Source organism: Terriglobus sp. ADX1, assembly GCF_036877645.1.
Classification (GTDB): Bacteria; Acidobacteriota; Terriglobia; order Terriglobales; family Acidobacteriaceae; genus Terriglobus.
In genome coordinates this window covers 1-14,806 of the sequence record NZ_JAEDXV010000037.1, presented here as the reverse complement: position 1 = coordinate 14,806, position 14,806 = coordinate 1, and the positions used below count along the sequence as shown (strand labels likewise).

10 protein-coding genes are annotated in these 14,806 nt (G+C 56.6%); 1 reads left to right on the top strand and 9 read right to left on the bottom strand.

Going from position 1 to position 14,806, the window contains the following annotated elements:
- Nucleotides 1–60 precede the first annotated feature (60 nt).
- Complete coding sequence (locus JAO32_RS17925; protein ID WP_334242933.1) at nt 61–1,704, bottom strand: alpha-L-fucosidase; 1,644 nt, start codon at nt 1,702–1,704, stop codon at nt 61–63.
- Between the two features lie 58 nt (nt 1,705–1,762).
- Entirely contained in the window at nt 1,763–3,007 is a 1,245-nt protein-coding gene (tyrS, locus tag JAO32_RS17920; protein WP_334242931.1) for a tyrosine--tRNA ligase, read from the bottom strand.
- A gap of 36 nt (nt 3,008–3,043) precedes the next feature.
- On the opposite strand from tyrS, the gene JAO32_RS17915 reads away from it, so the two are divergent.
- A complete protein-coding gene (locus JAO32_RS17915; protein WP_334242929.1) occupies nt 3,044–3,301 on the top strand; it encodes a DUF3253 domain-containing protein in 258 nt (85 codons plus the stop codon).
- A gap of 816 nt (nt 3,302–4,117) precedes the next feature.
- Here the strand turns inward: JAO32_RS17915 and JAO32_RS17910 are convergent.
- From JAO32_RS17910 to JAO32_RS17880, 7 genes are all read right to left on the bottom strand, one after another.
- Nucleotides 4,118–4,648 (bottom strand): dihydrofolate reductase family protein, encoded by a 531-nt coding sequence (locus JAO32_RS17910; RefSeq protein WP_334242928.1) that lies wholly within the window; start codon nt 4,646–4,648, stop codon nt 4,118–4,120.
- A 34-nt stretch (nt 4,649–4,682) separates the two neighbouring features.
- Nucleotides 4,683–5,990 (bottom strand): aminotransferase class V-fold PLP-dependent enzyme, encoded by a 1,308-nt coding sequence (locus tag JAO32_RS17905; protein ID WP_334242925.1) that lies wholly within the window; start codon nt 5,988–5,990, stop codon nt 4,683–4,685.
- 69 nt (nt 5,991–6,059) lie between these two features.
- On the bottom strand, nt 6,060–7,139 hold the full coding sequence (locus JAO32_RS17900; protein ID WP_334242923.1) for a Gfo/Idh/MocA family protein: 1,080 nt from the start codon (nt 7,137–7,139) through the stop codon (nt 6,060–6,062).
- A gap of 79 nt (nt 7,140–7,218) precedes the next feature.
- The gene (locus JAO32_RS17895; RefSeq protein WP_334242921.1) at nt 7,219–8,160 is read right to left on the bottom strand and encodes a catalase family peroxidase; all 942 of its coding nucleotides are present in this window, start codon (nt 8,158–8,160) and stop codon (nt 7,219–7,221) included.
- Between the two features lie 72 nt (nt 8,161–8,232).
- The gene (locus JAO32_RS17890) at nt 8,233–8,613 is read right to left on the bottom strand and encodes a VOC family protein (protein WP_334242918.1); all 381 of its coding nucleotides are present in this window, start codon (nt 8,611–8,613) and stop codon (nt 8,233–8,235) included.
- Nucleotides 8,614–8,621: 8 nt separating this feature from the next.
- Nucleotides 8,622–10,955: a VWA domain-containing protein gene (locus tag JAO32_RS17885; protein WP_334242916.1), complete on the bottom strand. Its 2,334-nt coding sequence runs from the start codon at nt 10,953–10,955 to the stop codon at nt 8,622–8,624.
- Entirely contained in the window at nt 10,955–14,518 is a 3,564-nt protein-coding gene (locus tag JAO32_RS17880; protein WP_334242913.1) for a TonB-dependent receptor, read from the bottom strand. Before JAO32_RS17880 ends, JAO32_RS17885 begins: the two co-directional genes overlap by 1 nt.
- Nucleotides 14,519–14,806 lie beyond the last annotated feature (288 nt).

The following is a 14,806-nucleotide window of genomic DNA, read 5'->3' as shown; positions in this document are numbered from 1 at the left end:
AAACGCAGCGTCGCAGCGGTCTGCCGCGCACGCTGCGTTCGTTTGTGGCTCGCTACATTGTTAAGTCGTGATCCGCAGGACATAAGCGTAAGGATTCGGCTTGTCTGTAGGCATGGTGACCTCCAGCGCATCCGCTGTCTGCGTCCACTTCAACTGTGCTGTGTTGGGCAGTATCTCCACACGGTGGATGGAAGATGGCGTGTGTTCCCCACCACGCCGCATGGATTTGATACGCACCTTGCCATCCGTAGGCCACGCCAGCACAAACGCATAAACAACGTTGCCCTTTGTGGTGAAACGAATGTCCTCTGCCGTGTGTGGCCGCGTCTTCTCGCTGAAGTTCTTTTCAATCGGCTCCGGCGGACCTTCGCCAAAGACCTTCCACGGACGCGAGCCGTAGATAGCCTCGCCGTGTACAGGCACCCACGAAGCAAGCTGTTGAAGGAACGCATGCTCATCTTCGTCAAGGCTGCCATCGCCACGCACTGGAACACTCAGTAGCAGATTGCCGTTCTTACTGATCACATCAATCAACAGCGCAATCACTGTATCGGCAGTCTTGTATTTGTGCTGCTCAAACAGTGAACGCTTGTAGTGCCAATCGCCAATGCACGTATCCGTCTGCCACGGTTCCGCAAGAATCTCCGTGGAACGCGAGCGTTCAATGTCCAGCGTAAATCCGCCCATGTGGTTCGGGCCGGGCTTCTTCGCAAACACCACAGCCTGCTGCGATCCGTGCCGCGCAACGCTGGTGTTGTACAGATGCGCCGTCACGCTCAAACCCTTATCGCCAAAGGGCAATTCCTCATCGTCAAAGTAGACAAGGTCCGGGTTGTACTTATCAAAAAGCTCCTTGCAGCGCAGAAACCATAGCTCTGAGAAGTGTGGATTCTGCGGCGGGTCTTCCTCGTGCCACTTACCATCGTGATCTTTATGCCAAGCGTTTTGCGCAGCGATGGTGTTCACTCCGTCCGGCATTGCAAGATCAGTGCGTCCCGCATACAGAACCTGAGGATCATAGCCTTCCCACCACTTGCCTTTGCCATCGGCTTTGGTCAGCGTGGCCGCATCGTAACGCTGATTCGCAAGCGGTCCAACAGCGTCATACCCATACGCCACCTGGAACCAGTGCCACGCATGCGAACTGTGATTTGAAACGCCAAACTTCATGCCATGCGCGCGTGCGACTTTTTCCCATGTGCCAATGATGTCGCGCTTCGGCCCAATGCGTGTGGAGTTCCACGGATGATACGTCGACGCGTAGTTATCAAAGTTGTCGTGATGATTCGCCAGAGCAAAGAAATACTTTGCGCCCGCAGCCTGATAAAGCTGCATCATCTGCTCCGGCTGCCACTTCTCGGCCTTCCACAGGTTGTCGATTTCCATGAAGCCAAACTTCGTGGGATGGCCGTAGTGCTTTACATGCCATTCGTAGATGGGGTCGCCCTGCATGTACATCCTCCGTGCGTACCAATCGCCCTGTTCAGGCACGCATTGCGCGCTCCAGTGCGCCCATATGCCAAACTTCGCATCGCGAAACCAGTCTGGCGTTTTGTAGTTCGCCTTCAGCGAATCCCAGGTGGGTTGAAACGGGCCGGAAGCAATGCGCATGGCATTCTGCGGCCACATGGAAGCAGCACGTGCAGCGGCCACAGTAGCGGCGCTGCCCTGTAGAAAACGACGGCGGGACAGGTGCGAGAGCATGGCCAACATCCTACTCTCACACCTGTCACCGCCGCATGATGACGTTCTGATTGTGTAACTACGAGACGGTAACGATCTTCGTCTTCTTGCCCAGCTTCACCAGTAACTCAGCCGTTCCCGATGCAATGGCAAGCCGCGCATCTTCCACCGTGGCGTTGTCAATCTTCACGGCCTTTTCGGCACGCTTGCGACGAGCTTCACCCATCGACGGGCAGAAGCCCGCAGCCACCATCAGCTTGTCTGTGCCAATGGTGTTCGTCGCTTCTTCAAACGCAAGGTCAGCCTTCGCCAACGACACACGCTCCGTGTCCTCGCTGGTGCCGCCCTTCTGAAACTGTGTGGACCAGTTCTCTTCCGCGCGCAGCGCATCTTCCGGCGATGAGAAGCCTCCAGTAATGGTGCGTGCCATGGCCTTCTTCGCATCCATGGGATGCAGCGAGCCATCGGCAACCTTCGCCTTCATTGTTTCAATCTCGCTGGCAGGAACGTCAGTCAGCAGCGTCCAATAACGCCACATCAGGTCGTCGCCCACGGTCATCAGCTTGCCGAACATCTCAAACGGCGGCTCATCCACGCCAATGTAGTTGCCCAGCGACTTGCTCATCTTCTGCACACCGTCCAGGCCTTCAATGATGGGCATCATCAGGATGATCTGTGGCTGCTGGCCGAACTGGCGCTGCAGGTCGCGACCACGCATCAGGTTGAACTTCTGATCCGTGCCGCCAAGTTCCACATCGCTCTGAAGCGCAACGGAGTCGTAACCCTGCACGATCGGGTAGATAAGTTCGTGCAGCGCGATGGGTTCCTCGTTGTTGAAGCGCTTATGGAAATCTTCCCGCTCCAGCATCTGGCTCACGGTGAACTGCGCCATCAGCTTCACCATTTCAGCGAAGTCTAGCTTGTCGAGCCACTCGGAATTCCAGCGAATCTCCGTCTTGTCGCGGTCCAGAATGCGGAAGACCTGATCCTGGTAGGTTTTGGCATTGGCTGCAATCTGTTCGCGTGTCAGCGGCTTGCGCGTCTGCGACTTCCCTGTGGGATCGCCGATCAGCGCTGTCGAATCGCCAATCAGGAAGATGACCGTATGGCCAAGCTGTTGAAAGTGACGCAGCTTGCGCATCAGCACCGTGTGGCCCAGGTGAAGATCGGGTGCAGTGGGGTCAAACCCGGCCTTGATGCGCATGGGTTTGCCGCTGGCAATGGAAGCTTCAATGCGCTTCGTCAGTTCGTCCAACGGAATGATTTCGGCAGCGCCCTTGGTAATCAGGTCAAGCTGCTCGCTAAGTGGCGGGAAATTAGCCATAACCATCTAAGTGTAAAAGATGGGAGCGATTTCGCTATGAAACGTGAAGAAAGCACTATCCGCGCCACCATCCTGCATCTGCTGAAGCAGCGCGGTGAGGGCAAAACGATCTGCCCCAGCGAGGTGGCGCGTGCGATTGCAGGCGATACCCGAAGCGATTGGGAGCCGTGGATGGAACCCATTCGCAATGTGGCTGCGGGGATGGCTGACGAGGGAAGACTGCAGATCACGCAGCGCGGTCATCCCGTGAATGCTGCCACTGCAAAAGGCCCTATTCGTTTGCGACTGCCATGAAAACGCCCATCTTTCTGTCAAAGCACCAGTGAACGCGCACAGGCGGTTCTCGCTCTAAGGTGGTTATGGCCACTGCGAGAAAAGCAGCAACGAGGAAGACAGCAAGCAAAAAGTCCACCGCCCGCAAGACCGTGGCGAAAAAGGCTACAGCGAAACGCGCAACCAAATCCGCCAATACGAAAACGGCCGCAAACCGGCGGCACATTAAGGGTGCGGATACGAAAAAGACCCCGGGAAAGAAGTCTGCGGCAACGAAGGGCGGCAAGAAAACCGCGGCAGCAAACGCATGCTGGCCGGGCTATGAGCCCGTTCCGGGAAAGATGCAGGGAGAAAAGGGGAGCTGCAAGCCGAAGAAGAATCAGACAGCAGCAGAGCGAAAGGGAGACCAGAAGGCCGCGGCTGCGGCCCGTCTAAGCGGCCAGAGAAACTAGGGGTTGCTCCGCGAACCTGCTCTACGGCGGGTTTCGTTAGGAACGGGATTGCCAACGATTGGGAGAGAGGGGCATAGCGGCGCCACGATCAGGCCCGCATTGGGGGAGGGTTACGCCTCAGATTCTGTGCGGCCGACGATGGTGGCGACGATGCAAGGAGAGAGAACCATGGCGAAGAAACCGGCAGCAACAATCAGATCATGCATTTCTTAAAGCGCTCTTTTCTGTTGGAGGGCATCCAGAACCCTCTCGACAGATTGAGAATCTCGCCTTTTCGCGGAGCGCAACATCCATCGAAAGCTGCTTTGCAAAATCGTTGGTGGAAGACGGCATACCACCCTGGCGGCATTACCCTAGTCCGACCCCCCACAGGCCAGCCGTTCCATTAAGCAGGAACATACGTCAACCGAATCACATTCGGGACAATGCGATCACTTGCGGCAAGACGAAGTGGTGGCTGCGGCCCGGCAAAGAATGGCTTGCCACTACCCAGCACAACAGGGTGCAGGTAGATCTGATACGCATCGATAAGCCCAAGATTTGTCAGGCTTTGCGCCAGCTCGGTGCCTGCGACCTCCATCTCGCCCGGTAACTCGGCCTTCAACCGGCGTACCACCGTTTCAAGATCATTGGCTACAAGCGTGGCATTCGGTCCAACAGAAGTAAGCGAACGCGATACTACCCACTTTGGTTTGCTTCGCCACGCTGCGGCGTACTCGTGTTCGTGCGCTTCCCAGTCCGGCTGATCTTCATCCCAGTACCGCATCACTTCGTACATGCGCCGACCGTAGATCATGCCGGTCGTGCCACGTACTTCCTCAATGAAATGGCGGAAGAGCGCAACCTCAGGCATGAACTTGTCATGGTCAACGTAGCCGTCCAGAGACTGGTTCAATCCGTACACAAGTTTCGCCATAAAGGCTCTCCTTACTCAGGATTCTTCAGAACGCTTAGACAAACATGGCATGTTCTTTGTGCAGCGCATTCGCCAGCGCATCACTATCGGAAAACGTGCTGTACAAACCTGGCGTCACGCGGATGACAGGCCCCTTCGCCACGCCTTTCCGCCATACGGTATGCACGCGATACTTCTCAAACAACACCTGCTGTAGATGCTGCGCCTGTTCGTTCGTGTGCATGCCCTTCAAACGAAAGCTGGTGATGGCACAGTAACGCGCAGGATCATCGGGCACACAAATTTCCACGTTCGGCAGATCAGCCACCGCATGAACCCAGCGATCACGCAGGCTGCGCAGATGCTTTTCCTTCGCCGCACCACCCACAGCAAAATGAAAATCCGCAGCGGTCGGAATCGACAGCAGCGCCGCAAAATTCACCGTACCCGCAGGTACACGTGCCGTAATGTCATGCGGCGGAATCTCGTGGTTGTCATACGCAATATCAATGTCGTCAATGCGCGATTTGCGAATGTACATCGCACCCGTGCCCAGCGGCGCAGAAGTCCACTTATGCACGCTCCATCCGGCGAAATCACAGCCCAGATCAGCAATCTGAAAATCAAGACACGCCACACCATGCGCAATATCGCAGATGGTATCCACGCCGCGCGCTCGCGCCATCGCAACAATCTCTTTCACTGGCGTAACAAGCCCGGTGCGATTCGATACCTGCGTCACCAGCAATAGCTTTGCATTGGGCGTGCGTTTCAACACATCTTCATACGCGGCAAGAATGTTCGCGGTGGTCGCAGGCTCCGGCATATCGAACTTCACCACCTGCGCGCCACGATGGTCGCCAAGCCAATCCATGCTGGCAATCATCGCGTCGTAATCCAGATCGCAATAAATGACAGCATCGCCCGGCTTGATCGCCTTGTAGTTGCAGATGAGTGATTGCAACGCATCGGAACCGCTGCGCGTAATGGCAATTTCGTCAGTATGCGCGCCCACCATCTTCGCAATGGCCTCACGAGCCTCACGTCCACCCGCCGCAAGACAAGCGCCACCGGGCAACACATTGCGCGCCCAGATGGAGTTGTTGCGATTCACATATGCTGACTGCTCCGTATACACCTGCGCCACGGCACGCGGCATCACGCCCCAGTAGCCGTTCTCCAGGTTGTGGATGCCGGTCTCCACGTCATAATGCTTCGGCAGATCGGCAACGGGAATGGAGTTGGGCGTCAGCTTCACGGCAACTGTTGCAGCGGCCTGATCCTCTGCACGTGCTGCGTTCATCATGGCAACAGGTGCGCAGGCAGCAGCCGACTTCAAAAAGGTACGGCGATCCGGTCTCATCAGCGGTTGACCTCGAAATGCGTAGCGGTGGCGTTATGCTATCGCACTTCGAGGCCGCGCCAAATCAAACTAAGCTTTCTTCGCTGCCGCATAGATACGCGCAATCGCTTGCATATCTCGCAGACCCTCTTCGCCGTTCGGGCCGGGTTCCTTGTTGTCCAGAACGCAGCGCGAGAAGTAGTCGCTCTCCACCACAAACTGGTGCGGGTCTTTGTTTGTGTCCGGTTGAGGCTGTTCCACCTGCGGTCTGGATTTCACGGTCATGTGAATGCCGTCGTATCCATAACCAAAAATTTCCAACGTGCCTTTGCTGCCGTGCAGCCGCGTGAAGCCTTCCTGATTGGCGCCATACGTTGTATTGCAGGTGGCAATGGCGCCTGAAGGAAACTTCATGACCCAACCAATGGTTTCCTCTACGCCCTTGAAGCGTGGATCCGTGGGGTCCACATAGCTATGCGCGCTGATGTCCTGTGGTTCTTCCTGCAGAAGCCAGCGGCATGCGTTCAGCGAATAAATGCCCACATCCATCAACGGCCCACCGCCCGCATACTTCGCATCGCTGCGCCACTCATTCGGGGCAATGTTGAATCCGTTTGCCGCTTCAAGAGCCCACACCTTGCCAATGACGCCATCCTGAATCATCTTGCGCGCCTGCAGGAAAGTAGGTTCCAACTGGCAGCGATACGCGATCATCAATTTGCGATTGGCCTTGCGGCACGCGTCAATCATTGCCTGGCAATCGGCAGGCGTGTTGGCCATAGGCTTCTCGCACAACACATGCTTGCCCGCCTTCGCCGCGCGAATGGTGTACTCCGCATGCATGTTGTTTGGCAGGCCAATGTAGACCGCGTCAATGTCGGGGTTGTCCTTCATCTGGTCGTACGTTTCGTACGTGTAGATGTTCTTTTCCGGCACACCATATTCCGCGGCAAACTTCGCAGCTTTATCCGGATGACCGCTGACAAGCCCGGTGATCTGGCCATACTGACCCATCTTCGTGCCCGGCATAAAGTGCTGGCATGAAATGCGGCCTAGCCCCACTGCCGCATAGCGGACCTTCTTTGGCGCCTGCGGCAGCATGGTTGCAGGAAGGGACGTGGCTGCAGAAGCAGCGGCAGCAAGACGAACGAAGTCACGACGATTCAGCACAGCGGCACCTCTCAGCAAAAAACCTTAGCAGGATTCTTCTACCGTGAGATGCCGCCGGATTTTCTGACAGCAAGAAAACTTAAGCCGAACGCCGTCTCCGGCCACTAATCAGATAGATTGCCGCACGAAGTTCCAGCAGTGGATCGGCCGAAGCCTCAATGCCATCAATGCGCGGAATGGGATCAAAGATGATGGTCTTCTGTTCTGCAGCATCGTCCGGCACCACCGCATTGATTTCAATGGTGCCCAGCGTCAACACCTCGCGCTCCGCAGGCCAATGAATCGTTGCGTCATCCACCACGTCGCCTGGGTCCGCAAGCTGCACCGCCAACGTAAACTTCGCCGGTTTCGTGGCAACGCTGCTGCGAATTTCATCCATCAGGAAGTTCGCATCCTTCGTGGCAGCTTGCTCGGCTGTCAGAAAGTCATTACCCTCTTCCGGCACAATGCGATAACGACCGAAGCGCGAAGCACCGTCCGCATTCAGGAACTCCATCGCCGTAACGCCAAAGTACGTTTCGCGTGCAAAACTGCTGGGGGCGGGCTTGGGAATCTGTACGAATGCCAGCGCCGCAGGATGCGAGCCCAGAAACGCCTCCAGAGGCGAACCTGCAAAATTTGCGAAGTCCGTCGCCTTCACTGCCTTCAGGAATTCAAGAAACTCATAGCCATTACGCGCGGGAAACGCATCGACCGAGTGCGACACAATGTCCGTGTGCTTGTGTTCGCCCAGCACAAAACGCACCGCCATGCCGCGCGGATCGGCATTCGCATCGTTATCCGGCAACATCGGCAGACCCGTGGAGTTGGAGAAACGAACGCGTACTGCAGTGGAAGGCTGGTTGAAATGCGGCGCACGCGATAGCTTCGCTGCTTCGGCAGAAGGTGTGAACACACCCGCCAGCAACGCGCCTTTGGCGTGTGCAGCGCGGAATCCTGGATGAACGCCAAAGATGGCATCGAACTGTGCCAGCAGATCGTTAGCAAGGGCAACCACGCGTTCATCATTTGGCAGGGGCATGTGTGTCTTCTCCAATGTGTTGGGTTCAAGACACTTTCGCACGTCGCGGCCACGGTGTCGACCGAAGGCCGATCAATAGTGCGGCGGCGGTTCGGGATCGCGAATCGGTTCCGGATCATCCTTCACCGCATGCGCATCCTGAGCGACGTTGTAGATCAGGCCGAAAGGGTCACGCATATACAAGCGCGGAATCGAAGGATCATCCGCAATCACTGTGCAGCCGCGATTCAATAAGTTGCGTCGAGCTTCCGCAACATCAGTCACCAGAAACTCCAACACCGGGCCAAGCGATCCAGCGCGATCCAGGTATAGAGAAAACGCGCCTGCATCCAGCCCCACCATATCCGGGGTATTCAAAAACACACGCAGACCCAGCACATCCCGATAGAAGGCCGTGGCCTCTTCCAGATGTGGGGTCTGCAACAAAACGTCTTTCGTGGCGCGCGACTGCATCCTGCTTCTTAGTTTCCCGCAGGAGCCGCCGAAGTGGAAGTGGGTGCTGCCGGTGTTGCAGGCGCAGCAGGTGCAGCGGTCGGTGTGGGCGCAACAACTTTGAGTGCCAGTCGCGGGAAAGTGAATGTTCCCGCAGTGTCATCCACCACATTTACCTGGCAGATGTACGTGCCCGGTTTCAGCGTATCCAGCGGCACATCAAAGCTGAAACCCACCGCACCGCGCTCCGGTTCATTCAGTGTGTCCGCTGCCACCAGCGGCGTCTCAAACACCTTAGCCCCGTTCTGCAGGAACTCAATGGAAGTCAGCACGTGGATGCCGCCAGACGCTGGCCGCGCCTTCATGCCGCTCTGCTTCGCATTCGCTTCCGTTGCAGCCTGTTGCTGCGCCACAGCAGTTGCCTTCGCCGGATCGTAAAGCTCATACAGCAGATACATGTGCGCATCCTGCCGGAAGACGTGCGGCACATTCGGCACAAACAGTTGCCCATCCTGCACCAGCGGATTCACCGGCGCCTGCATTCCCGGAGGCATCGGCCCCGGGCGTCGCGGCTGTTGCGCAGCAGGCGTACGCTGCGAACTCAACACCACACTCGACAGCTTGATCGGCTGCTTGCGTTGATCCGGAACCACAAGATCCGTCTCAAACGAACCCATGTTGCCCGTCTCGTTTTCACGCGCCACAAACTTCACGTGATAGTGTCCGGGTGCCAGCGTGAAGCCAGTGCTGTATTGAATATTGCGCCGCGCCGCGCCCAGATTGCCATCGACAGATAGCTTGATCGTTTCGCGCGCATTGCCCACAGCAATGCCCTGCGCATTCTTTACCTGGCCAACAATGTCCAGCGTCGCTTTGTCCTGATCCTTCGTGCGCGTGAATGGAATCTGCGAACCCGGCACAATGAGCGACATCGGGATGTAGTACTCATTCGGCGAAACGCGGAAATAAAACGCTTCCAGGTACATCGAAATATCTACGGCAGGCAGATCACTCTTCAACTGTTCGTTCAGCGCATATTCGCGATCTTCCGTCTTCTGGTGTTTGAAGTCGGCGGGCGCGTAATAGCCAGGGCGATACTCCAGCTTCGCATCAGGATGGTTATTTAACTTAACCGTCAGATGGCGGAACGTTCCATCGCGCCGTTGATCCGTGGACCGGAAGCCAAGAATGTAATACGCCTCAGTATCGTGCTGAATCTGCGCGAATGCCGGTGCGAAATCGTTCGAGTCTGAGAAGAACTTGCCACCAGTATCAGAGGCAAGTGTGCCCAGCGTCTCCTGCGACGAGAAGTTGGAATCCAGACGCGATTGCATCGCACGCCCACTGTATGCAGACGTGCCACGCAACGATCCGGTGCTTGCATCACCCAGCGGCGACAGCGCTTCCAGGCCGCGCGAATCCACGCTGTAAATGGCCATGTTTGCTTTCACTGCTTCGTTGGTTGCAGCGCGCATGCTGGCCTGATTTTCAATACCCTGCCGCGTCAATCCGCCGCTGAAGTACAGCATGCTCTTGTGCTGTTCCAGCTTCTCCAGGCTCTTCGCAATCGTCTGAATCGCGTAAAGCTGGCGATCGGTATTCAGGTTGTTGTATTCCGTATCGTCCGCGGTAAAGCCGGTGCCATCTTCGCTGGTAACGTCAGTGCTTGCGGTGGCTCCGTTGGCAAACGCCGCCCCTTCGTTGCTGCCGTTAAACTTGCTCACCGTGCGCAGCAGTTGGTCTTTGTCGGCAGTGAAGTCATGGTCCAGTGAAAGCGATGTGCTCAGGCTCGCCACCGCCACCAGGTCAGCCGGCGCCATCTTCTTGTTGATGTAATCCTTCGCAGCATCCACCGCACGATCAATGTCTTCATCCTGCATGCTTGACAGGTCAAAGAACATTACAATCAAACGATGGTCGCGCAACTGTTTCTGATCCGCACCCATGCTGCGATCAAGAATCTGCGCAATCGTCGGTGCCTTGCCGCTGACAGTGGCTTCGTTCAAACGTGCAGCCTGATCCACAGTCTGGTAATCAAAAGATGAGATCTTCTGCGCCTTGTTGTTCTCCAGAATCGTAAAGTCTGAAGCTTTCAGATCTTTAATGACCGCACCGGTCTTTTTATCGCGCACAACAACGTTGGTCAGCACCATGTTGCTATCCACGCGTAACGTAAAGTTCTGCGATGTGCTGTCGCCCACCTGCTGAATACTGGTTCCAGTGGATGCCGGCTGTCCCGGCTGCGGCGCAGGTGCCTGTTGCACCGGCGTGTTCAACTGCACCGGCGACTGCTGTTGCTGCTGCGCCAATGCGACACTGGCGCAAAGTGAAAGGCATGCGAGAGAACGGAGCGTATGTGCCATTAGAACCGATACCTCGCATCAAAAGTGAGTTTGCGTGGCAGGGCCGCACTCGTGATCTGCCCGAAAGTGGATGAGTTCAGCACTGCGTTCACACCGGTGTATTGCACCGTGTTAAACACGTTTGACGCAGTGATGCGGCCTTCAAAGTTGCGCAGTTCGCCCAGCGGAATCGACTTTGAAAGCGACATGTTCACAGACACCGTTCCCGGCAGTTCAATGCTGTTGCGCGACGCTGTGCCGAAGACCACAGAAGAGGATGGTGTGGTGAACGCCTTCGTATTGAACCAGCTCTTCAGCGTGCCCGCACCTGTAATCGGCTGTGAAAAATCACGGTCTGGTCGCAGCGTGAAGTTATTACCTGCTGAGGCCTGCGCCACCGTGTTTTGATACTGCGGCGTCGTGTACGTTCCGGTAGCAAAGGTGAATGTGCCGCTGAAACCAAAGTTATCCAGCGCCTTCGACAACTTGCCACCCTGATTCAGGAACGCGCGGTTCGGGCCAAAAGGAAGCTCGTACAGGAAGTTTCCTGTTACCTGGTGGCGTACATCAAAGCTGCTGTTGCCGTACTCCAGATCAATGCGCTTATCGTTCTGCACAATGGTGTTGTTGCCCACGCCGCCTATCGAACTCGCATCATCAATCGAGTGGCCATACTGATATGTGGCCTGCAACGACACGCCCTTCTGCAGCCGCTTGCGCGCATTCACACTCAGCGAATGGAAGCGTGAATCGCCAATCGAATCTTCATACACAATCGATTGCGCATTACCGACGACGGAGGTTGCCGTGCGGTTCGGCGAACGACGCAGATCCAGGCTGCTTCCAAGCGATCCGTTGTAGCCAACGTTCGTCACAATGCCCAGCGGGAACGTGTGCTGAATGTCCATGTTGAACACCTGCACGCGGCCCAGGCGATAGTTCTTGTTCACTGCAAACGTGTTCTGCAGGATCGAAGACGAAGTGCAGTTAAAACCATTTGCCAGTGTGAATAGGCTACCGGTTGCGGAACCTGCGGTCGTGATGTTGCCGCAACCCTGATCGGTGCTGCCAACTTTTGCCGTGTTGTTCTGCGATACGGCAAACGGCTGCTGATACGACAGCGAGTTCGCGAAATTCGCATACTGGCCCACGTTAAAGTTCAAGCCATAGCCTGCGCGCACCACCGTGTTCTTGACGTACTTCGGACTCCACGCAACACCAATGCGCGGCGACCACAGCGCGCGATCCGGCGTAATCAGCGACCGCGGAAACGCTCCGCTATAAGGCCCACTGGCACCCGAAACCACACGCGCATATTCCGTAAAGTCTGCGTTGTGATCCAGGTTCACCAGCCGGTTGTTCTCTTCGATATATGGCGAGAAGTATTCGTAACGCAGGCCATAGTTCAGCGTGATATCGCGACGCACGCGATAGTCGTCTTGCAGATAGAAGTCGTAAATCCACTCGCGCAGATAAATCTTGTTGCTGCCTGCCTGAATGGCTGTAGTCTGTGGCGCACCCAGCAGAAAATCTGCAAAGGCAGAACCACTCGTAGTGCCTGTAGCGTTCGTACCGGACGGAGACTGCGTGGCGTAGCCGGTAAACGAGAAAGAACCCAGGCCGTTGCTGCCTGCGATCATGTCCAGATGCTGGCGGCGGCCATCAAATCCAAAGCGGAAGTTGTGTTTGCCATGCCGCCAACTCACCACATCGCTCAGCGTGAACACTTCCTGCAAACGGTCTGAGGGCTGTGTGTCTGAGATGCCGGTGAAGTTCGTAAATGAAAGCCCTGGCACACCGTAGTACAAGCTCTGTTGTGCTGTGAGGGGTTTCGGAATCGTGAGGCCCGCCACGCCTGCGGGATCCACTGTGCCGTTCGTGAAGTTGTTTGTGGTGATGCCACGGCTGCGATTCCATCCCAGCGTCAGGCTGTTGCTCAGGCGCCCGTAGCTCAACTGGTATCCCGTGCCCAGGTTGTAACCATTGCTGACGGTCTTGCCATCCAGTGCAGCCATCAGTCCGCGCGCATCGCTTGCAACATGCGAGTACGCAAAGTTCGCGCTCAGATTCTGGCGCAACACAGCAGGTCCCTGTTGGCGTCCATTGCCACCACCACGGGCTCCGCCACCACCACGACCTCCGCCACCAAAGCCCTGTCCTGCACTGGATCCAAGCTGTCGCATGAAACGCGCTGAAATCTGCGAGCTGTTATTTCCAATCGTCGCAATGCGTTGGTAGTTATAGTTCTGGTTGCTGGTGCTGATGGCTGCATTCGGTGTGGGAATGTACTGCAACAACGCCTGCGCCTGCGCGCTCAGTGGCGTGGTGATCACATTACAAGTGGAATTGGTATACGTGGTGCAATCGCCATACGTGGTGCCGGTGTACGGGTTGTAAAGAATCACCGGTGTCGCCACACCGCTCACGGGTTGTGTCAGTCCGTTGAAATCACCATTGCGTTGCGCCAGCGTGGGCACAGTGCCATAGATATTGGTCGGCGTGGTGTTGTGTTGACCGGTCCAGTTCAGAAACAGGTTCTGCTTTGTGCTCGGCTTGAACAGGCCAGGGATGTATGGCGATCCGTTCAACGCAATGCCGTAACGATTAGTGCTGTAGGCAGGCTTCACAGGATTACCTGTGATGGAAAACTGCGTGGCATCCAGAGCGGCATTACCCGCGGTGTAATACACGTTGCCATGAATAGCGGAAGGATTGAAGTTGCGGAAGCCGCCGCGGCCAAATCCGCCACCACCACCAAAGCCCCCGAAACCACCACCGGGTCCTCCAAATCCACCGCCCCCCCCGAAACCTCCAGGGCCACCGCCGGGCCCACCAAAACCACCGGGGCCGCCCTGCATCATGCCGCCCACCATACCCACAATGGCATTGGCAATCTCGGCTTGTCCGCCACCATTTCGCTGCGCATTCGCAATCGCATCCTGAATGCGGTTACGCATCTCGTCTTCGTTAAATCCGGCAAGACCATTGATCTGCCCAGCTTGTCCGCTTACCGCGACTGAATCAGCGCCCGTTGCATCCGCTCCACCAATCGAAGCCATCGTGGGAGCAGCTTCGCCTCCAGCAGATGCATCCTGCGTGTCCGCTGTGTTCGACTGCGCGCCGCGCAGCGATTGCAATCCGCGCGCCAGCGTTTGCGCATTGACGCCTGCCACAGTCGTGCCGCTTTCCTGTGCCGTGCGAGCAGCCGCACGTGATGCCAGCTCCAACTCCAGCGCAGCCTTGCCTTCGTGCTGCGTTGCATTCAACACGACTTCTGCTGTGGACGCTGCAAACGCCGCAAACTCCGCGCGAATCACATACCGTCCGTTGCGCGGAATGGTCATGCGGAAACTGCCGGTCACGTCTGTCGCGGTGGAATACTTCTTGCCGGTAAGCGTGTTCGTGGCGGTAATGGTCACGCCGGGCAGCGGTGTTCCCGCGACCTTCTTGCCGTTGTTTTCCGTCGCAGAGGCTGAAGTTACAGTGCCGGTAATAGTGCCGCCCTGTACCTCCTGTGGCGCAGTCGCAGCCTGCGGCGGCGCGTCTGCAGGAGGCGCAGGTGGGGTTGTCTGCGCCTGCAACATGGCCGCTCCCAGAAACGGGGCGGTCAAAGAAAGACGCTGCCATGGACGGCGCATACGCACGAAGAACCCTCGCAGAAATCCGCGAACGGACAAGTAACAATCTGCTCCTAAAGACGCGACCCCGCAAGAAAATGTTTCGCAGGAAATTAGTTAAGAAAGTGAACCAAATGCGGCCCGCGGTCGAGTCGTTTCAATAACAACCGGGAAACCAACCCCATACATTGGCCGTCGCTTTACACGCAAGCCGTCATACTGTGTTGCAATAATCCGCGGAACAAATCGCGGGAG

Excerpts from the sequence above, each read along its gene's own strand:
- JAO32_RS17925 (WP_334242933.1), bottom strand. The coding sequence starts at position 1,704 with ATGCTCTCGCACCTGTCCCGCCGTCGTTTTCTACAGGGCAGCGCCGCT.
- tyrS (WP_334242931.1), bottom strand. The coding sequence starts at position 3,007 with ATGGCTAATTTCCCGCCACTTAGCGAGCAGCTTGACCTGATTACCAAG.
- JAO32_RS17915 (WP_334242929.1), top strand. The coding sequence starts at position 3,044 with ATGAAACGTGAAGAAAGCACTATCCGCGCCACCATCCTGCATCTGCTG.
- JAO32_RS17910 (WP_334242928.1), bottom strand. The coding sequence starts at position 4,648 with ATGGCGAAACTTGTGTACGGATTGAACCAGTCTCTGGACGGCTACGTT.
- JAO32_RS17905 (WP_334242925.1), bottom strand. The coding sequence starts at position 5,990 with ATGAGACCGGATCGCCGTACCTTTTTGAAGTCGGCTGCTGCCTGCGCA.
- JAO32_RS17895 (WP_334242921.1), bottom strand. The coding sequence starts at position 8,160 with ATGCCCCTGCCAAATGATGAACGCGTGGTTGCCCTTGCTAACGATCTG.
- JAO32_RS17890 (WP_334242918.1), bottom strand. The coding sequence starts at position 8,613 with ATGCAGTCGCGCGCCACGAAAGACGTTTTGTTGCAGACCCCACATCTG.
- JAO32_RS17885 (WP_334242916.1), bottom strand. The coding sequence starts at position 10,955 with ATGGCACATACGCTCCGTTCTCTCGCATGCCTTTCACTTTGCGCCAGT.
- JAO32_RS17880 (WP_334242913.1), bottom strand. The coding sequence starts at position 14,518 with ATGTTGCAGGCGCAGACAACCCCACCTGCGCCTCCTGCAGACGCGCCG.